General features: G+C 56.2%; 19 protein-coding genes and 1 pseudogene. 15 read left to right on the top strand and 5 right to left on the bottom strand.

Translation table 11 applies throughout. The features are described 5' to 3' along the window. Positions 1 to 100: 100 nt before the first annotated feature. The 11 genes and pseudogenes from ACPOL_RS32730 (at position 101) to ACPOL_RS33890 (ending at position 8,366) form a co-directional block, all read left to right on the top strand. Positions 101 to 976, top strand: coding sequence for an NmrA family NAD(P)-binding protein (locus ACPOL_RS32730; RefSeq protein WP_114211585.1), 876 nt, complete (start codon positions 101 to 103; stop codon positions 974 to 976). Between the two features lie 56 nt (positions 977 to 1,032). Further along, positions 1,033 to 2,136 (top strand): Gfo/Idh/MocA family protein, encoded by a 1,104-nt coding sequence (locus ACPOL_RS32725; RefSeq protein WP_114211529.1) that lies wholly within the window; start codon positions 1,033 to 1,035, stop codon positions 2,134 to 2,136. A 2-nt stretch (positions 2,137 to 2,138) separates the two neighbouring features. Then, positions 2,139 to 2,543: a nuclear transport factor 2 family protein gene (locus ACPOL_RS32720; RefSeq protein WP_114211528.1), complete on the top strand. Its 405-nt coding sequence runs from the start codon at positions 2,139 to 2,141 to the stop codon at positions 2,541 to 2,543. Between the two features lie 50 nt (positions 2,544 to 2,593). Further along, on the top strand, positions 2,594 to 3,778 hold the full coding sequence (locus tag ACPOL_RS32715) for an alkene reductase (RefSeq protein ID WP_161557717.1): 1,185 nt from the start codon (positions 2,594 to 2,596) through the stop codon (positions 3,776 to 3,778). Continuing rightward, on the top strand, positions 3,765 to 4,262 hold the full coding sequence (locus ACPOL_RS32710) for a DinB family protein (RefSeq protein ID WP_114211526.1): 498 nt from the start codon (positions 3,765 to 3,767) through the stop codon (positions 4,260 to 4,262). The genes ACPOL_RS32715 and ACPOL_RS32710 overlap by 14 nt, the downstream gene beginning before the upstream one ends. A 21-nt stretch (positions 4,263 to 4,283) precedes the next feature. Then, positions 4,284 to 5,042 carry an SDR family oxidoreductase gene (locus ACPOL_RS32705; RefSeq protein WP_114211525.1) on the top strand — a complete coding sequence of 253 codons (759 nt, stop codon included), beginning with the start codon at positions 4,284 to 4,286 and terminating at the stop codon, positions 5,040 to 5,042. A 91-nt stretch (positions 5,043 to 5,133) separates the two neighbouring features. Beyond that, positions 5,134 to 5,850: a hypothetical protein gene (locus ACPOL_RS32700; protein ID WP_114211524.1), complete on the top strand. Its 717-nt coding sequence runs from the start codon at positions 5,134 to 5,136 to the stop codon at positions 5,848 to 5,850. Between the two features lie 69 nt (positions 5,851 to 5,919). Continuing rightward, on the top strand, positions 5,920 to 7,020 hold the full coding sequence (locus ACPOL_RS32695) for an alkene reductase (RefSeq protein WP_114211523.1): 1,101 nt from the start codon (positions 5,920 to 5,922) through the stop codon (positions 7,018 to 7,020). 212 nt (positions 7,021 to 7,232) lie between these two features. After that, positions 7,233 to 7,583 (top strand): annotated as a pseudogene (locus ACPOL_RS32690) (lipocalin-like domain-containing protein); the annotation flags it as partial. A gap of 86 nt (positions 7,584 to 7,669) precedes the next feature. Beyond that, on the top strand, positions 7,670 to 8,059 hold the full coding sequence (locus ACPOL_RS32685; protein ID WP_114211521.1) for a nuclear transport factor 2 family protein: 390 nt from the start codon (positions 7,670 to 7,672) through the stop codon (positions 8,057 to 8,059). A gap of 133 nt (positions 8,060 to 8,192) precedes the next feature. Continuing rightward, the gene (locus ACPOL_RS33890; protein WP_161557716.1) at positions 8,193 to 8,366 is read left to right on the top strand and encodes a hypothetical protein; all 174 of its coding nucleotides are present in this window, start codon (positions 8,193 to 8,195) and stop codon (positions 8,364 to 8,366) included. 413 nt (positions 8,367 to 8,779) lie between these two features. On the opposite strand, the gene ACPOL_RS33885 is transcribed toward ACPOL_RS33890, so the two are convergent. From ACPOL_RS33885 to ACPOL_RS32670, 4 genes are all read right to left on the bottom strand, one after another. Beyond that, positions 8,780 to 8,920: a hypothetical protein gene (locus tag ACPOL_RS33885; RefSeq protein WP_161557715.1), complete on the bottom strand. Its 141-nt coding sequence runs from the start codon at positions 8,918 to 8,920 to the stop codon at positions 8,780 to 8,782. Positions 8,921 to 9,330: 410 nt separating this feature from the next. Continuing rightward, positions 9,331 to 10,452 (bottom strand): ATP-dependent DNA ligase, encoded by a 1,122-nt coding sequence (locus ACPOL_RS32680; RefSeq protein ID WP_114211520.1) that lies wholly within the window; start codon positions 10,450 to 10,452, stop codon positions 9,331 to 9,333. A 70-nt stretch (positions 10,453 to 10,522) separates the two neighbouring features. Further along, on the bottom strand, positions 10,523 to 12,229 hold the full coding sequence (locus ACPOL_RS32675; RefSeq protein ID WP_114211519.1) for a ParB/RepB/Spo0J family partition protein: 1,707 nt from the start codon (positions 12,227 to 12,229) through the stop codon (positions 10,523 to 10,525). Positions 12,230 to 12,318: 89 nt separating this feature from the next. Beyond that, a complete protein-coding gene (locus ACPOL_RS32670; RefSeq protein WP_114211518.1) occupies positions 12,319 to 13,233 on the bottom strand; it encodes an ArdC family protein in 915 nt (304 codons plus the stop codon). A 316-nt stretch (positions 13,234 to 13,549) separates the two neighbouring features. On the opposite strand from ACPOL_RS32670, the gene ACPOL_RS32660 reads away from it, so the two are divergent. From ACPOL_RS32660 to ACPOL_RS34400, 4 genes are all read left to right on the top strand, one after another. Further along, positions 13,550 to 14,710, top strand: coding sequence for an IS481 family transposase (locus ACPOL_RS32660; protein WP_114208920.1), 1,161 nt, complete (start codon positions 13,550 to 13,552; stop codon positions 14,708 to 14,710). Positions 14,711 to 15,128: 418 nt separating this feature from the next. Then, the gene (locus tag ACPOL_RS32655) at positions 15,129 to 16,145 is read left to right on the top strand and encodes an IS110 family RNA-guided transposase (protein ID WP_114207353.1); all 1,017 of its coding nucleotides are present in this window, start codon (positions 15,129 to 15,131) and stop codon (positions 16,143 to 16,145) included. Positions 16,146 to 16,671: 526 nt separating this feature from the next. Continuing rightward, positions 16,672 to 16,836 carry a hypothetical protein gene (locus tag ACPOL_RS33880; protein ID WP_161557714.1) on the top strand — a complete coding sequence of 55 codons (165 nt, stop codon included), beginning with the start codon at positions 16,672 to 16,674 and terminating at the stop codon, positions 16,834 to 16,836. 270 nt (positions 16,837 to 17,106) lie between these two features. Then, positions 17,107 to 17,310 (top strand): hypothetical protein, encoded by a 204-nt coding sequence (locus ACPOL_RS34400; RefSeq protein WP_201759357.1) that lies wholly within the window; start codon positions 17,107 to 17,109, stop codon positions 17,308 to 17,310. 416 nt (positions 17,311 to 17,726) lie between these two features. On the opposite strand, the gene ACPOL_RS32630 is transcribed toward ACPOL_RS34400, so the two are convergent. After that, entirely contained in the window at positions 17,727 to 18,983 is a 1,257-nt protein-coding gene (locus tag ACPOL_RS32630) for a tagaturonate epimerase family protein (RefSeq protein WP_414633418.1), read from the bottom strand. Positions 18,984 to 19,008: the final 25 nt, after the last annotated feature.

Here is a 19,008-nt window from a genome sequence, read left to right as displayed (position 1 = left end):
ACCTTGTGGAACGTCACCGCGGTCGCTCCGCTCAATCCAACCACATCGACTAGAAAGTTCGGTATGCCCGTCAATGAGCAGCCATACCCTGGAGATCTTCATGCTCAAAAAGACACGCATTCTCGTCATGGGGGCAACCGGTCAAGTCGGCGGCGCCGTACTCTCCGAGTTGGCAGGACAGCCGACAGTCGACGTCGTCGCCGCCGCGCGCAAGGTGGAGAAAGCAGATCACCTCGGAGTTCCAGTCGTCTACCTCGATCTCGACAAATTCGAGACCTTTGCGCCAGCGCTTCAAGGCGTCGACAGCATCTTCATGGCAACCGGATACACGGTGGACATGCTGCGGCAGAGCAAGGACCTCGTCAATGCCGCGAAACGAGCCGGTGTCACTTATATCGTTCACCTCGGCGCATGCGGGGACGATGATACGCAGGTTGCGCACTACGGTTGGCATCAGTTCATCGAACGTTACATCGAGTGGTCCGGTATCCGGTTCACCCATCTACGCCCAGAGATCTTCATGCAGAATCTGCTCGGTTACGGCGGTGAGAGCTACGTCAACAATGGAGTTATCAAGCATTACGTCGGCGCAGCCCGGCTTAGCTGGGTTGATTGTGAGGATGTAGCGGCGGTCGCTGCAGCCTGCCTACTCGATCCGGACACGCAGGCGGGTCGCACATACCGCCTGGGATATGAGGCGAAAACGTACTACGAACTTGCGGAAGCCTTTGCCGAGGCTCTGGGTAAGCCATTCTCATACGAGCCTCAACCACCCGCGGACTTCCTGCGTAACGTCCTGGCTGCTGGAGCGGAGCCCGCGTACATGAAGTGTGTCTTCGACAGCTACACCGACTTGACCAACGGTAAAGACATTGGCGCGGACGAGACTTTCGACAACTTTCATGCCATAACGGGACGGCAACCAAAAACTATTGCGCAATTCGCGATCAAGCACGCCGCTCGCTTTCAGTATTGAGTTCTGAGAACACCGCGCGGCGGTCTACGAATCAACGTGTCGAATCGAGGCATTCTGTGTTTAGCCAAAAACCAATTGGAGTCGGACTGGTAGGCGTTGGGAACTGGGGGAGGTACGGACACATTCCAGCGCTACGACTACTCCCTGAGTACAAAATCGTTGCGGTCTCCAGCCGAAGCAAATCGAAGGCTCAAGAGACAGCAGATGCGTTTGGAATCGAACACGCCGTCGGTAGCGTTGAAGAACTGGCTCATCTATTAGACGTAGATCTTGTCGTCGTACTTCCGCCGGCCCCGGAGCACGCGCTTGCGGTAAAGTCCGCAATCGCGGCAGGCAAAGATGTTTATTGCGAGTGGCCGTTGACCACGAACACCCGCGACTCTGAAGAACTTCTGTCGATGGTCCAGGCCGCTGGCGGCCGCCATGTCGTTGGATTGCAGAGAACTATCGGTGCAAGTACTCAGTACCTTCGAGACATTCTTGTTCAGGGATACGTGGGGCGCCTCAGGTCAGTCAGGATGCATGTGAGCATGGCTTCCTTCGGTCCGGCCCGATCAGCAGGCTTGGAATGGACGGTCGATAAGAGCAACTTCTCTCATGTTCTCTCCATCTATGGCGGCCACTTCATGGACATGTTGTTCCATGTTGTTGGTCAACCGAGTACCGTGAGTTCCATTGTCGCGACGCAGTTTCCAGACCTGACATTGAGCAGGACGGGACAGACATTCCACAATGAGACGCCCGATTGTGTCATGGCTATCGGCACCTTGAAAGGTGGAGCTCTGTTCGAGATCCAGATCGAAGGGGGCAAACTTCATCCATCTGGATTGCAGATTGACATCACGGGCACATGTGGGGATTTAAGAGTTACAAATGCCAAATCGTTTGGGACGAAACAAGACAACCTGCTCGAAGGCTCCCAGGGCGAAGATGGCGAGTGGCATGTTCTCCCGACTCCACGGCGCTACCAGACAATTCCTGATTCTTCATTAGACGTGAGTGTGCAGGATCTTGCACAGCTCTATGCGGCGTTCGCAAAGGACTGCGCTTCGGGAACAAGCGATGCGCGTAACTTCTCTGATGCCGTCGCCATGCATCGTGTCATAGACGCGATCAATAGCGCCTCTTTACTTCACCGCACAGTATCCACGGAGGTCTAACGATGGACTCAACTCAGAGCAGCAAAAACAAAGCGACAGTCCTCAAAGCGTTTGACACGCTTTTCAACCTACGAGACTACTCCACCGCTGAGACGTTTTGGTCGCCAGGATACGTTCAGCACAGTGCCTATATCGCACAAGGTCGAAAAGGGCTCTTTGAGCTCACCAAGGGCCTGCCCTCATCGGCGCGTTACGAGAACGCTTTGGCAGTGGCGGACGGCGACTTCGTGATTCTGCATGGCCGGTTCTCCGGTCATGGCCTTCCCCGGAATTGGATCGTTGCTGACATCGTTCGATTGCGCGATGGAGTTCTGGTTGAACACTGGGATGTCATCCAGGATGAAGTCACCGAGGCCGAATCGAAGAGCGGTCTTCCAATGTTTGGCGAATCGTTCGCGGTTGCTTAGCCGATCTCAATTGCAGCGGCGCAACGCGGGGGATGAGACAGGAGAAACAGATGTTAAAGAGCGCTACAGACGAAACTTCGCACGAAGGAAGTAAGGGATTTCTTCTGCAACCGATCCTGTTCGGTGATCTGGAGCTACGAAATCGGGTCGTGATGGCCCCGCTAACAAGAATGCGGACGCCCACACCCGGCGCCGTTCCCAACGATCTGATGCGGGAGTATTACGAACAGCGAGCGAGTGCTGGTCTGATCATCAGCGAAGGGACGTTCGTCAGTGATCAAGCGCGTGGCTGGTTCGGAGCACCAGGGATATACACCGAGGAACAACGCAAGGGATGGCTCACGATTACCGACGCCGTGCACCGCGCGGGCGGCCACATGATCGTGCAGCTCTGGCATCAGGGGTCAGTCTCCAGTCGCGCACTCGTCGGCCACGGTTACTCCCCCCTAGGACCGTCCGCGGTCAATCCGGAGCAACTGGTTCACACCGGCTATGGCAATACGGAGATGACGCAGGTCCCAACTGCCATGACTCTTGATGACATTCGGCAGACGATTGCGGACTTCAGGCATGCATCAAAGGTTGCCCGCGACGCCGGCTTCGACGGTGTCCAGATCCAGGGCGGATTTGTTTACCTGTTTCAGCAATTCATGCAGGAGAACCTGAATCTTCGAACAGACAACTACGGTGGTTCCATCGAGAACCGGGCCCGTCTTCTTTTCGAAGCATTGGAAGCGGTTCTTGAGGTCTGGCCAAGCTCCAGGGTCGGAGTAAAGGCCGGAACCATGATGCCCGAGCGCGGAGGATTCCGTTCCTCGTCATCGACGCTGCCCACGGCGGAATACGTGTATCGCAGACTGAACGACTACGACCTGTCCCATGTCATGTTGATGCGCCAGCTTGCAGACCTCTCCGACACTCCGATCGAACCACTGCAGAGGGACGGCGTGCTTCACCACTTTCGGAAATTGTACTCAGGCACATTGATACTCAACGTCGACATCAGCCCCAAGCGCGGTGAGCAACTTCTCCGCGACAAACTGGGAGAGATGATTGCTTTCGGCCGCGAATACATCGCCAATCCAGACCTGGTCGAGCGGATACGCAGAAGCTCTAAATTGAATCCTCAGAGACCGGAAGGGTACTACGGAGCAACGGCCGCTGGGTATACCGACTACCCCACAATCGACGAGATTGAGACCACTCAAGGGGAGGTGCAGTATGCCCGACTTTGATCCAGTTGGAACGATCGAGTTCTTTCGGGAGCGCCACCGGGTGGAATCGGCGACAACGGCTAAGGTTCTTCATGCGATTCCTGCTGACATGCTTTCCTACCGTACCCATCCTAATTCGCCAACCGCAGGAACAACGGCTTGGACGATCGTTCGCTGCCTTGAGATTTCAAATCATCTCACGAGCTCCGACAGCACAGAAGTGCCGCGCACAAATCATCCTGATCATGTAGCGCTCCTGGCAGAGTTCCATCACTCTGCGGAGCGACTCCAACAGCAACTTGTCGCGATAGACCCAACCGATTGGCTTAAAGAGCGAAAGGTGACCTCTAGCGGCATTGTCATTCTCACGCAACCACTTGGGCAGATCCTCTGGTTGTTTCTCTTCGATGGCATCCATCACCGAGGACAGCTATCCACCTACCTCAGGCCGATGGGTGCTGCAGTTCCTTCCATCTACGGTCCGTCCGCAGATACAACCGCATAGTTAGCAGAGCAGGAGCACAACATGAATCTCAACGGCAACACGATCTTCATCACAGGCGGCGGTTCCGGGATCGGCAGAGCTTTAGCGGAAGCGCTTCACAAGCTCGGCAACAAGGTAATCATTTCGGGCCGTCGCGCCGGACACCTCGCAGAGACCACCGAAGCTAATCCTGGGATGGAATCCATAGAGCTTGATGTGTCATACCCGGAGAGCATTCGCCGAGCCGCGGAAGTGCTCGTTGTGAAGTATCCGGCCCTCAATGTCCTCATCAATAATGCCGGCATCATGGAGATCGATGATGCTTCGACGCTTATCGATGACGATCTCATCTCCCGCACGATTACGACGAACCTGATGGGGCCGATCCGCCTTACCGGTGCGCTTGTTGAGCACATGAAGAAGCAGGAGTCTGCCACGATCCTGATCGTCTCCTCGGTTCTTGGATTCACTCCGATGGCGATGACCGCCGTATATTCCTCTACAAAGGCCGCGCTTCATTCCTATTCCCAGTCACTGCGCTTCAAGCTCAGGCACACTTCGGTGCGCGTGCTTGAGGTTATCCCTCCCTGGGTCCGGACTGAGCTGCTTAACAGCAGCGAGGAGCCACGTGCCATGCCGCTCGACGACTTCATTCGAGACACAGTCGTCGCCCTAGCGACGGATGCCGACGAGATTCTGGTTCCTCGCGCCAAGTTCCTGCGCGACCAGCAAGGCTCTCAAGAGGCCTCCTTCGTAAATTCGTTCAATGAACAGTTGGAGCAACCTCCAGTCCTCGCATGAATGCAACGCTCCTCAGGATGTTCTACGTTCGATGCGCATCGCACCCCGCTCTGGAAGTACAAACTTAGTCAACGATTAACAGGGAGAAATCATGAATGACCTATTAACGACGGCAGTCAACGCACACGGCGGCTTGGAGCGGTGGAGTGAGATCAAGTCAATTCAGGTGGCCGCTCAAATAACAGGCGCAATCTGGTTTGTAAAGGGCCAGGGAGACTACCTGAAAGACATCGTCATGTCGGTCGACACTCGCAAGGAGCGAGTGGTCACTGACTTTCCGGGCCAGGATAAGCGAATCAAATTCGAACCGAGCCGAATCGTCATGGAAAAAGCAAATGGAACGCTCATTCAAGTGCGAGACGATCCCGAGGCGTCTTTCGTGGGCCAACAACATGAAACACCGTGGGATGACTTTCATGTTGCCTATTTTCAGGGCGAGGCTCTGTGGACCTACTTGAACACTCCTTTTCTGTACACCCATGAAGGCTTCGTCAGCGAGGAGATTGCATCGATTGAGGTGGACGGAGAAACATGGCGCAGGCTCAAGGTCACCTTTCCTGACAATGTAAAGAGTCACACCCGAGAGCAGATCTCCTGCTTCGGCCCTGACGGATTGCTTCGGCGGCACGATTACACCGTTGACATTCTGGGTGGAGCAACCGGCCTCAACTATGCCTCCGAATATCGAGACGTGGGTGGCATTATCATTCCCACGAAGCGACGGATTTATGCATATGAGAGTGACTACAAGCCCGTAATGGATCCGCTTTTGGTGAAGATTGATATGGGCGAAATCAAGGTTTCGTAGTCCCCTAATTGCTTCAACTCCAACCCCTTGCTTGATTACGGCTTTAAGGAACGCAGACGGGAAAATCTGATGAATCACGACGCTCTATTCGCTCCATTGCAACTCGGTACCATCAAAGTGCAAAATCGGATCATCATGGCACCCTTGACTAGAATGAGGGCAGGCACCGGGAACGTTCCGACGGCACTCAATGCAAAATACTATGCACAGCGTGCGTCGGCTGGTCTCATAATCGCCGAGGGCACAGCTGTAAGTCATCAAGGACAGGGCTATCCTGGCGCACCGGGGATTTATACGGAGGATCAAATCAACGGATGGCGCTCGGTAACGGACGCGGTTCACTCCAAAAGGGGAAGGATATTTCTGCAGATTGCTCACAACGGTCGGAATTCGCATTCCTCCTTATTACCCCAGAACAGCCTTCCGGTTGCTCCGTCCGCTATCCCACCGGACCTGCCCGCGTTTACGAATGAATTCAAGCAGGTTCCAACCGAAACTCCGCGAGCTCTTGAGACGGACGAGATTTCGACGATCGTTGATACTTTTGTTCAGGCCGCTCTGAATGCAATAGAGGCCGGCTTCGACGGTGTCGAGGTTCAGGCGGCCAATAGCCATCTCATCGATCAGTTTCTGCAGGATGGTACGAACAAACGCACAGATGAATATGGTGGCATTGCCGAAAACCGCGTTCGCTTTCTTCTCGAAGTGGTCGACAAGGTGAGCGCAGCTGTCGGCATAAACCGTTTGGGTGTGCGTCTGTCTCCGTTTGGACAATACGGTGGTATTCACGATAGCAATCCATTGCATCTATATGGAATCGCGATCAGTGCCCTCGACAAACGACAAATCGCCTATCTTCACCTCATCGAGGGCCGGGGCTCCGAGATTGGACTTGGAGACGGATTGCATGAAGAGGCTCTCAACAATGCGCAACTCTTCCGGTCCAATTTCCGAGGCCCCCTAATCTCGGCTGCAGCTTACACGCCGTCATCAGCTACCCAAACAGTCTCTAAGGGAGAAGCGGATGGCATCGCCTTCGGACGACTGTTTATAGCCAACCCTGACCTCGTGGAGCGCATACGAGATGGACTTCCAATGAACAAATACGACCGATCTACATTTTATGGAGGCGGGGAACACGGCTACACCGACTATCCCGTCGCCATATGAATGCGGCTAGTCGTTCTTCGATAGAACCAAAAGACCGCGAGGAGCACCTCCTCACTTAGGAGAAACAATGCTCGCTACATCAATTCCGCAAGGCCCGGCGCGCCTGCTGTCGGCGCAGACCTCATAGGCTCATGGAGCCTTGAGAGCTACACGGATACCGCTGAAGAGGCAGAAGCCGTGCTTCCCCTTGGCGTTAATCCTACACGCCTGGTGGCCTCATGTCCGATCTACTGATGAGTGTCCGTCGTTCGTCGCATGTTGTCGGTGATTGGAATTCAAACCCCCAAAGTGATGATGAGAAAGAATCAGAGAACTTCATCGGCTACTCCGGTGAATATCAATTCGATGAGGTCACAGCGACCGTAACTCATATTCCCAGCGTCTCCTTTGTTCCTGCACTGATAGGACAGCGATTGAAGCGTCAGGTGAAACTAGATGGCGATCGACTGACATTGACGGTCGTGACTTCGAAAGCTGGAGGGGGGTCAGTCACGTCGACTCCGCTGGTTGAAGCAGCATCGCTAAGCTCCATGACGCTGGGAGCGCTGTGCGCACTCGGCTGAAGAAAGAACTGGAAAGATCTGAGAATCAGGATTTGCTAGCACAACGAGCTAACGCTTCCCTCGATTGACCGAACTGGAGGTTCAACTTGAACGCACAGGACGTCTTGAAAGTGCATCACGAACACTTCTACGGTGCCCTTCTGTCGGGCGACCTTAATGCTCTCTCCGCGCTTTATTCTGACGACTACAGACTAGTGCGTTCCGACGGTTCTATGCTGAACAAGGAAGAGGTACTCCGTGACCTTCGGGAGGGTGGACTGGCCTTCACTTCGATCATGCTGTGTATCGAGGATGTCCGCGTCTTTGAGACGACAGCGATGGTAATAGGCGAGAGTCATGCGACCGCAGTCCGACGAGGGTTCACGACATCCACGAAGTTTCGGCTTGTTGCAGTTTACGAGCAGGTAGACTCAGCTTTGCGGCTTTCTTACTTTCAGAGTACTCAGTTGCCCGACAACATCCCCATCGAGAGCTGAAGTGGGTCTGAAATCATGAAGAAGAGAACCAAAAGGACTGGGTCCGATTCACTCCTTTGAGTCTGGCTGATCTCGGGTCCTCAAGTTACGGTAGATTCATCTTGACCATTTCATGATCACGACGGAGGCGTCCATGCAATCAGATCCGATCGAAGAGATCTCCGAAGCAGGTGAAGCCTACTGGCGTCACCGCGCCGTGATATTACAGATTTTGGTAGCTCAACTCTTAGAGAAGAATCAAAACATGCGCTTCAACCTGGAGGCGATTGATCGCCAGAGATCGAAAGTGGAAAACCCAGATAGTTAAAAAAAATAAACAACTTACCTAGTTGCAAAGCTAACTGTGCGTCGTGTGTTGACGACACCAGGGCAGCGCGCTCATTGAGCCGATCGGATCGACCAAGCACAGGCACGTTGCCGTATAACCGGCTTTCCGGGCAAGTCGGGCGCACGTATCGTAGCCGATCTCTCACCGCCTCATAAATCGCCGACGCACTCACACAGACCCCCTCAGAGCGCGTTGCGCAAACGAACGTTTACGCAAGCCGATGCCTGCTCGTTGGATCTCAGCATTCCGTGATGCAACCCCTGAAAAGATACCCCATGCGGAGGAGAACTCCTTCTAGAAAGGTGGCGTTCCGCTTGACGGAGCAGCAGGTGCTATAGGGGAGAAGTTTTGAGAGTTAACCGGCAGGGTGGGCCCCACCCTGCCGGCGGGATTCACTCTTTTTCTGGGAAGTAGAAGGCCATTGCAGCGGTGAGTACCGGAGTAATTAGACCAACGAGGATGGGAAGCATCTCCTTGGCGCTGTCGAATTGGTCCTTGGTGCCGAAGAGCGCCACGATGACCAGCAAGGGCAAGGGGCGGCATTCTCGGGGGGACCGAAGAAATGTGCGAAGCAAGGCCGGGAGGCCGTTATTTCTTTGGGGGAGCCGGGAAAGCAGAGGCCCTGAAGACCGCAGCGGCGCGACCCGTTTCGATGCCGACAGGCCCACACGTCAGAACGAACGGGGGAGGCAACAACGACATGTACTTTCAACCTGGATATAGGTCGATAGCAACCGGTAGCATTGTGTAGCTACCGGACTGCGGGAGCAGGCTGTTAGTTCTGAATTTTGTTTGGGCTTACGATGCGGGGCGGCTCCGCGAAGGGTGCCCCCCGCAACGGGGTTGTTGAAAACGTTAGGGCGGCAAAGCGGGCGGTTCCCGGCACGGGCTTTTGGCCCTGTGCCGCGCCGCATAGGGTTGATGGGTGAAGTCTGCAGGCAGGTCACTCGCCGTCGCCGCTGTATTCCGGTTTGAACTTCAGCGAGGCGTAGACATCGGGTGAGTGCTTGTCGAACCGTGGGCCTTTGTAGACGGGCTGGAAGAGCGCTCCTGCCGCGTAGGCATACAAGTACTCGACTTCGATGAGGCTGCCGACCGGGGGCAGCGGTGCGCTTCCGGGAATGGTGACGTTGCCGATTTCGACGAAACGTTGAAAGGTTGAAGAGGGCGAGGCGTCGTGCGAGGCCGCGATCTGAACGCTGCGTTTGCCCGGATTGTGCGAGAGCACGGCGCAGGTCGCGCTGGCCTTGAATTTATGCTTCAGGGCATCGCCGCCAGAGCCAGGCCGTCCTGGGGTGTAAGGGGCGTGGGCGTTCTTGAAGACGACACCCTCCCCGCGTTCGGCTCGAATCGTTTCGAGCAAGGCGCGTTTGTCGCGTTCCACAAACGCGACCGCGACACGGCCAATCGCTTTCGAAGGTCTTGCCTTGAGGATCGCCATAAGGAGCTGGAGGCGGTAGGTGGCGGAGCGGCGGGTGATGTCGCTGCCGTCGAAGCTGAGCAGATCGAAGGGCCAGTAGACATCGCCGATAGCTTCTCCATCCAAGACGCAATCGTGGCCGAGCGCAAGGACGGCCTCGGGGATGGCGGTGGAGATTGCGACCGCGAGACCGCGGCGGTTTCCCGCCGTGACAACGTTCCCGCAAGATTCGACGATCAGGCGAACGCCGTCCATCTTTTCCTGCATAAGCCAATCAGGACTGCGGAGATAGTCGGGCAAGACGGATTCGTCGACGGAGTTGAGCAATTGCGGCGTATAGACAAAGCGGCGGTTGGCGAGCTCGCCCCCGGCATAGGGGGTTCCTTGCTCGCCCTCGGTGTAGCCCATGGCCTTTTTCTCGCGCACGAGTTTCTCGAAGACTTTTCGGGCCTGGTCGAGCGGGAGCGGGGCGTCGGTTTTCACACCGGTCTGGAGGGTGGAACCGCGCCGTCCATATTGAAACTCGACGATGTAGAGATCACTCCCTTTGGGAGTGATCTGGGCGTGGTAGACCTTATCGGAGCTGCCTTCGCGGTAATAAAGCGAGACGGCGGCGGTGGACGCGGATACGGCTAGAGTGCTCATAACAGTGTTCTCCTTATGGATCGGTGTGGGGTGGTGCGCGGGGAGTCCGAAGGGACTCCCCGCCTCCGGGCTAGGCTGCGACTTTCTTTTTCGGGGCGGTCTTTTTAGGCGTAGCCTTGGCGCGGGGCGTCTGCGCCTTCTTCGGCTTGCTGGCTTTCTGGGGTTGCGGTGGAGCGAAGGCGGCTGCAGCTGCGGCCAGGAAGTCGGTTTCGCCTTGACGGGGAAGAGCGGTGTGGGCGGTGAAGCCGAGACGGAGGGCGAAGCCTGTAAGCTTGTCGTCGGGCAGTTTGGCAAGGGTGCTGGCTAGAACCTCCTCCGCGCTCTGCTGGTTGTTTTCATCGTCGCCAACGATGGCTGCCGCCACATCTTCATCGAAATAGAGGTTGAGGTCGATGAGCGCGGAAAGGAAGAGCCTCAATTGCGCCGCGCTGAACATGGCGGGCGCATTCTCGATCATCCGGTTGAGCGTGGCCAGCCGTTCTTGATGTAAGGCCGCTTTCCGGGCGCGTTCGGCCTCGTACTCCTCATGCTGCCTTTGGGACTCCCTGCGGCGCTCCTCGGCTTGGTGCTCCTGCTTTTCCTTGAACTCTTGTCTGAGCCGTTCGGCCTCCTGCTGGCGCTGGGCGGCTTGCTCTTCGGCCTCGTCCTCACCTTCGGTCTCCTCTTCTGTATTGCTTAGAGGAGCGGGCGTGGCGAGAGATATAACGGTCGGGGCCGCTGCGAGGCGCTGCGCCACGTCGGGGTTGTGGACAGGGCAGTCGTCGTCCTCGGTGCAAACGCTGACGGTGGTGCCAACGTGTTTGCCGTAGACGATCAGAGCGGTGCGGGTGAACGGGCAGGGTGGCTCGGCATCCGGGTTCTCGGGGGTGTCGAGGATTTCGTACTCACTAGGGTCTAGGACTCCAGGGCGCTGTTCACTGCGGCTGCGCCACGAGGTCTCGATCTGGATGTACTCGGGATGAGCGACAATCTCACGGTCTACATGTGCTGAGATTTTCAACCTGTAGCAATTTCCGTCTAGGCACTCATCCGATGCCACGTCGGGAAAGAGTGCGGTGTTGTATCCGCTGCGGCGGGGGCAGGTGGTGCAAGCTCCGGCAGCGGGATTGAGGGTTGCATCTTCGCGGTCGAAGGGCGCGTCGGCAAGGGGGAGATAAAGGTTGTTCTGTATCCACGAAGAAAGGAATTTCGCGGGTAGGAGATGGGCTTCGGTATCACTCCAGTCTTTGCGCCAGCACTGCTCGAAAGCCTCGGCCTGGTGTTCCTGCGGCAGGCGAGCGATCAGGTTGGCATGGCTGGCGGTGATACGCTCTTGCACGAACGCCTCGGCCACTTCGGGAATCAGTTGCAAGAGGGAGAGACGGCCATAGATATGGCTTGCGCTCTTGCCGGACTTCTCGACCAAAGCGGCCACATCGTAGCCGGGCATGTCGAGCAAGCGCTGGAAGCCCTGCGCCTCCTCGTAAGGGTGAACGTCCAAACGTTGCGAATTCTCGACCAAAGCCCATTCGAGACTCGCGGCATCGTCGAGGTCGACGATACGGGCGGGAACGGAAAACAACTCGGCGATCTGGGCGGCGCGGAAACGTCTCTCCCCGGCGACGATCTCGAAGCCCTGATGGTTCGGCCTGACGGTGATGGGCTGAATCATGCCGTTGTGCTTGATGGACTCAGCAAGCTCATAAAGCTTGGCTTCGTCGAAGGTCTTGCGGGGGTTGGTCTTGGACGCGTGGATGGTGTTGATGGCGAGAAACTGGAATGCGCTGGAATCCTGCATGATGGCCCTCCTTTGGGCGGGTTGGATCGTGCGGTCAAAGCGGCGCGGACGGGTGGGCCGTCCGCCCATAGAAAGGGGAAACTCGGGGTCTAGCTCGCCTGGGCGAGTTCGGCTTCTGCGGGTGCCTCGGCGTCTTCGACCGGGGCGGATTCGATGGCGGAGAGGATGATGGCTGAGGCCCGCTGAATGACCTCCAGGCTCTCGGCTAAGAGCGCGGCATTGCCGTTATAGAGCGAGATGTAATCGGCGCTGGTGTGTCCAGCGTCAAGTCCGATGGTGGTCGAGACAACAAAGGCGATGGCCTCGGCTTCGGTCTCGCGAACAGTCTTGGTAGTTGCGGTTCTGCGCTCGGCTTTGTGGAGAAGCTCATGCGCGACTTCGTGAACCAAGGTGCTGAACTCCTCGGCTGGCTCCTGACCGGGTAAGAGGACGATGCGTCCCCCATAGCTCACGCCCATTGCAGGGCTGATGGAATTGTCGTACTCAAGCTCGATGCCCTGCACGGCAACGAACGCGAAAAGCCTTTCGCGGTACTCGCCCACGGAACCTTTGACCTTGCTTGAAAGCTCGGGAAGCGGTGCGCCGTCGGTCTGGGAGACATCGAAGACGTACACCGCGCGAAAGCCAACCAAAGCAGGCTTCTTCTGTTCGGGTGTTTCTTTCTCGGCTGCGGAATCCTTCTTGCGCTTGATGCCGATCATCGGCGCCAGAATGCGAATGCCGCGTTCGCCCTTCCTGACCTTACGGCCTAACTGGTTCCACGCATAAAGTCCCGCTACTTTTTGAGCGTCAGGGCGTTGCCGTGCGATTTCGAGGATGTTGCCGAAGGAATAGTTATGGAATTTGCCCATGGCGGCAAGGTAGGCGGTGAGACCTTCGGAGTGTCCTGCCTCCAGTTGCTCAATAAGGCTCTGGATGTTGGCGGCGATGAGTTCTTTGGACGATGCAGGCTTCCGCTTTTCACTGGCGGAAGCCGGTAGGGTAGGGCTGAGGGTGGGGTTCATGGATGCTGCCTCCGTGGGTTTTTTGCTTTTGCTTTTCCGCGTGGAAACGCGGCATGCAAATGCCGAACGCCACCTGGCGAAGGCGGGGGTAGCAAACGGAAAGGTCTTCGAGCGCAGCTTTTTGGGGGGACCGCGGCTGCGTTTTTGGCAGGCGTGGGGGAGCCAAAACCCGGAGGGCGAAAGGCCTTGCAGAGCGCGAGGGGCTGGCCCATAGTAGGTACCGGGGACATGGTTTACACGCAAGACCGGAGACAGGGTTTACAGATATGGGAGGAGTGGCTCTTCAACGAAGGACGTAACGCAGGAAGATGCGTTTATGCCTTGGAGAGAGAGTCGTATTGTGGATCAACGCTTGCAGTTCTTATCGAGTTATCAGAAGGCAGAGATGTCTGTGACGGACTTGTGCCATGAGTACGGCATCTCACGCCCAACCGCCTATAAGTGGATCAAGCGATATAACGAAGTTGGCCCGGAAGGCTTGCTGGATATTTCGCGCAGACCCCACGGTTGTTCTCATGCAACCTCTATGGAGATCGAAAACGAGATACTTGCTCTTCGGAAGCGTTTTCCTTCCTGGGGAGCGCGGAAGTTGAAGGCGCGTTTGGAGAAGATGAACCCGAACGTTGTATGGCCAGCAGCTAGCACCATTGGCCAGATTCTTCGCCGGGCCGGACTCACGAACCCTGTTCGCAAGAGACGCAGAACCACTCCATACTCAGAACCCTTCGCTGAGGTCACCGCACCGAACCAGCTATGGTGCATGGACTTCAAGGGCTGGTTCCGCACAGGAGATGGGCACCGATGCGATCCGTTCACCATTACAGATGCCTACAGTCGCTATCTGATCCGCTGTCAGGCCATAACCCGGATGGATACGGCGCATGTACTCGCGATCTGCGAGGCAGCGATGCGCGAGTATGGTGTTCCTGACAGGATTCGTACGGACAACGGATGCCCATTCTCTGGACATGCCTTGCTGGGACTGTCCCAGTTGTCACTTAACTGGGTGCGCCTCGGGATCGTGCATGAACGCATTCAGCCGGGTAAACCGCAGCAGAACGGTCGACACGAACGGATGCATCGCACACTCAAGCAGGACACAACGAACCCGTCCGCGAAGACGCTCCAGGCACAGCAAAAACGGTTCGATGAGTTTCGCCGGGTCTATAACCATGAGCGTCCGCACGAAGCCTTGGGGAACGAAACACCCGGCAACATCTATGTGCCCAGCTCGCGGCTTCTGCCACGGTACACGAAGGCATATCAGTATCCTGCTCACTTCCAGACGCGGCGTGTCAACGACTCAGGAGATATTAGCTGGCATAAGGGCCGGGTATTCATCAGCCAAGTCTTTCGCGGCCAGGATATAGCACTCGAAAAAGTCCAGGACGCCTTCTATCGAGTCTACTTCTGCTCTTTGGAAGTTGGTGCGTTCGATGTCAACGAAATGCGGTTTCTACCGGCGCTTCGTCCCTAAAACAAGCGTTGGAAATGACGAGGAGTGGAAAGCATGGAAAACCATAAAGCCGGTTTTCCACCCGTCCCACTCCTCTTGGAAATCCCTTCGGGATTCCCACATTCCCAACGCTTCGACGGCGGGAGATATTCTTATTACAGACCGGGCTCGGCCAGCCTTTACCCAGAACCAGAGCCAATTTCCCCGCAAGGGCCTTGTAAACTCTCTTCCCGGTACGAAACGTAAACCATCTCCCGGTGCTCTCACCATTAGGGGTTTGTCTACCGAATACGGCGCGGTCACGCGCCATGATTGAAGGGGGGCTGCGGGGTTTTCCCCCGCAGAAGAGATGCTATGAAAATCGATGTAGAGGGGCCCGAGCTTATGTAATGGTCCGCCGCTCGCTACACTCTGAAGTTGCGTTCAGGAGGAGACCGTTATGGCTATTCGTACCGTTGGAATCGATGTTGCAAAATCCGTCTTTCACCTCGTCGCTCTTAATGAGAAGGGCTCCGTGGTAGTGAAGAAGAAGTTCTCGCGACCTCAGTTGCTGGTGTACACGGCGAACCTGAGGGCGGAGGTGATTGGGATGGAGGCTTGCTCCGGATCACACTATCTGGCTCGCATTCTTGCCAGCCAAGGCCACGATGTCAGGCTCATGCCGGCGGAGTACGTGCGCCCGTATGTGAAGTCGAACAAGAACGACTTCATCGATGCAGAGGCGATTGCTGAGGCGGTGTTGCGGCCTACCATGCGCTTCGTTCCAATGAAGACGGAAGAGCAGCTCGATCTGCAGGCGCTTCACCGCGTGCGCGAGCGTTGGATTCAACGCAGGGTGGCGCTCACCAATCAGATCCGTGGATTTCTGCTTGAACGCGGTCTTCCGATACGGGTTGGATCCGAACATCTTCGAAAGAATTTGCCGGCGGTCTTGGAGGATGCGGAGAATGGACTGAGCGACCGTTCACGCACGATTCTGTCAGCACTCCGAGAAGAGTGGGAAGAGCTAGAGGCAAAGATTGGCAATGTGACGGAGGAGATCGGCCGTATCTCCCGATCGAACGAATCGTGCAAACGTTTGACGGGTATTCCCGGGATCGGCCCGATCATCTCCACCGCTCTTGTCGCAGCAGTGGGCAATGCAGCAGCTTTCCGGACAGGCCGTGATATGGCCTCTTGGCTGGGGCTTGTTCCGCGGCAGCACTCCTCAGGTGGTAAGGCGAAGTTGCTGGGTATAAGCAAGCGGGGAAATCAGTACTTGCGGAAAATGCTGGTTGAGGGCGCTCGAGCCGCATTCGCACGACTAAACCGATCTCAGCATAGCTTCGGTCCCTGGATGGACGAGCTTGCAGTAAGGAAGCATTCCAATGTGGCTGTTGTGGCACTGGCCAACAAGCTGGCTCGTATCGCATGGGCCATTCTGACAACCGGTCAGCAGTACCGTCCCGCTGCGTAGAAGTGGTGGAAATGATGCAAATCGCTAGCGCGATTCACACATTCCCACCACACGGCTGCTACTGTATTTAATTTTCCCCTCGGTATTGCGCGCAGAAGAACTGATGAGAGAACAGGTCAAACCGGCCCGCTCGTAACCTGTCCCAAGGCAAGGCATTTTAATGCCGGCGAGCTTGTAAGGTAGAGAGGGGCGCGGAGTACATCATGGCCAGAAGCGAAAGCTTCACCTATAGGCCGAATACATTGCCGCAGGCCACTTCATCTCATCTGGGCTTTATGCTTGCAATTAGGCGGCGGACCATACATTGCCTCGGGAGAGGAGGCCGTCGAGCTCGCTCGAAGAACGAGCGTAAAGTTTTTCGCCGTGGCGCAGCGGCGTGAGCTGTTCTTACACCCCATGATGGCCAAGTGGAACGGGACGGAAAAGGTGGTCATGTTCCAGTTGAAAGTGCCTATCTCGATACAGCAGCCTCGGACAGCATAGAAATCTGCGTCAACATAGGTTGCCTGGCTTTGGGGAATGGCTGTTGAAGTGGGTTAAAGGCCGCACCGTTTGGTTGAAAGGTTCTACCGAGGTGGATGCGCCGAATGGCGCTCAGCCCCGTTTGAAGAACGGCGATCCGGTGATCGTCGAAGGCAAACTGATCCCGCGCCGCTACAAGGTCGATGAGGTCGATCACTTCGCGCCCTAAGCATCCGAGCCTGAATAGTGAGGAGTGCGACAACGGTTTCGTCCGTCTTGGAGCGAAATGGGTCACTACACCACCCCGAGCGAGGTTCGATGAGTGCCTCGGCCTGATATCGTCACTCGAGATTGGACCCGTACCGAGGGGGTAGCACTGCCTAGGCGAGCGAGGCTGAATTCTGCAATGTGCGTTTTGGCAAGCGACTATTCGTCGCCGGCTCCGTCTGCGGATCGTTAGACGCGCCTCAATCTTCGAGAGACGCTTGAGGCTTGTTGCGTGGATTTCGGCGATCCGGTGCTTGACGGTCGTGCCCTGGACTTCGTCTTCGACGTCGCGATAACGCAGCGTCCCTTCGAGGGTGACGGGCTAGCCCTTCTGGAGAGTCTTCGCGAAGTTGGAGAGATTGCTCCAGGCATAGACGCGGAGCCATTCGGTGCGGGTTTCGTAGTCTCCTTTCTCGTTCTTCCAGCTTTGACTTGAAAGCCACCGGCGTCGCGCTCATCTCGGAAGGTATGCAGCCCCAATTCCTTTGAGATCCCAGTTGACAGCAAAGCCTGCTCCTTCTTGCCGCCGATTGACTCTTCTAAGCCTCGAACAGCGGCGCTGGGTAGTAGCGTCTTCCAGGGTTGCTCCTCACATCCCGCCTCTGCATCTGCGATCTCGGAGGTATGGGATTGTCGCCACTCGTCAATAAGGTCATGAAGGGACTGAAGCCAAGGGAGGCGATCCGAGTCGTTGAGGGGCATCCCATCACGCATCTTCGCTCGATTGGCTGGCGGAATGGTAATCGCAGCGTCCGCGAATTGCCAACCAAGTTCTCGAGCCAGCAATCTACCCACAGTCGTCTTTCCAGTGCCGCAAACACCCATCAGAATCAAAATCATGGAAAGTCATTTCTAAAGAAATAGCGGTGAGATGTGTCGATCGAAGAGGTTTGTGGTGACGTTTCCCGCAATCACCGGCTCGTTCCGCTCAAGCAGTTGCAGGTAAGCTGTTCCTTTGGCAGCAGCCACCTTGAAACCGACATGGAGTAGCTGTCTGAAGCTTGGGTTATAGGCTGGCGAGGTTTGCTCATGCCGAAGAGCGCCGGTGAATTGGTCCGATGTCCAGGAAGAAACCTCTGAAGGTGACGGCAGCTGCGAAGGATCGATGTCGATCACCGCGGCATAAGGAGCGCACAGTTCCGCTTTGCGAGCATAAGCTTCGCGATAAATCTCTTTCGCCATAATCAGACCGTCTCCGCCCGCCTCGGCCAAGCCGATCAACTCCTCCAGCCATGTCGTGCCGGCAGTCTTGAGGTGAACTCCTGCTCCGAAGTGGATAAGGGCCTCTCGAATAGGCTTGTAGATCGAAAACTTATCGCTGCCCGAATGCACGCTCAATTTCAGGTTCGCTGGTAGCCCGAAGTGATTTACCGCGTGGGCGAGCACGGCAACGTCGTTGAAAAATTCCCGCGAAAACTGTGCCAAATCCCCGGCGTAGTCGACGCCTTTGTTGAAGCGCCCAGTGAACTTCGGAGCAATTGTTTGAATGGGTATTTTTCGGTCCGCGATCGCCGCTAGAATGATCAACAATTCTGGAGGACTTTGCGGAGTGTCCGTTTCGTCCATCGAAACTTCAGTGACGAACGTCCCTGCCCCTTTAGCCGTTTCGATTTTGGTGTAGATTTCGGACGCGTGGTCGATTGAACCGAGATACTTGTGCACCGTCCTTCGAAAAAAGCTTTCGGGAATCTCTAGTATTCCAACGTCTGGTATTTCTACCTGCCCAATCAGATGCCGATGGCGCGACGTGAATGATTCCGCAGACTCTACCGAAGCGGGTTTGCCGATCTCATCGGCGACGTCCAGGGTGAAGAAGTCGCACGGTGAAAGGAACCGATCCACGGTCGAGGCGTTGATGTGGTCCGCGTCGCAAAAGTAAGCCTTGTCCCATCCCAGAGCCAACACCGCTGAATCCGCCGCGCGGCGAGTCTGCTCGGGCTCCGAGTGAACGATGTTGTGTTCCCGATTGCTTTTGTTCCACACTGGCGCGACGTAGCATTTAGCATCCGCGGCTTTGACGCACGCGGCCAGTTGCGCCTTCGCCTGATGGGCGAACCGGTCGCCCACCCCAATCGAATATCTGGGAAGACTGAGTAAAGGAATTGTCACTCGTGGAACCTCTGCATGGAAGATT

Source organism: Acidisarcina polymorpha, from assembly GCF_003330725.1.
GTDB classification, from domain to species: domain Bacteria; phylum Acidobacteriota; class Terriglobia; order Terriglobales; family Acidobacteriaceae; genus Acidisarcina; species Acidisarcina polymorpha.
The sequence above is the reverse complement of the archived record's forward strand: the minus strand, read 5'-3'. Positions and strand labels throughout refer to the sequence as shown.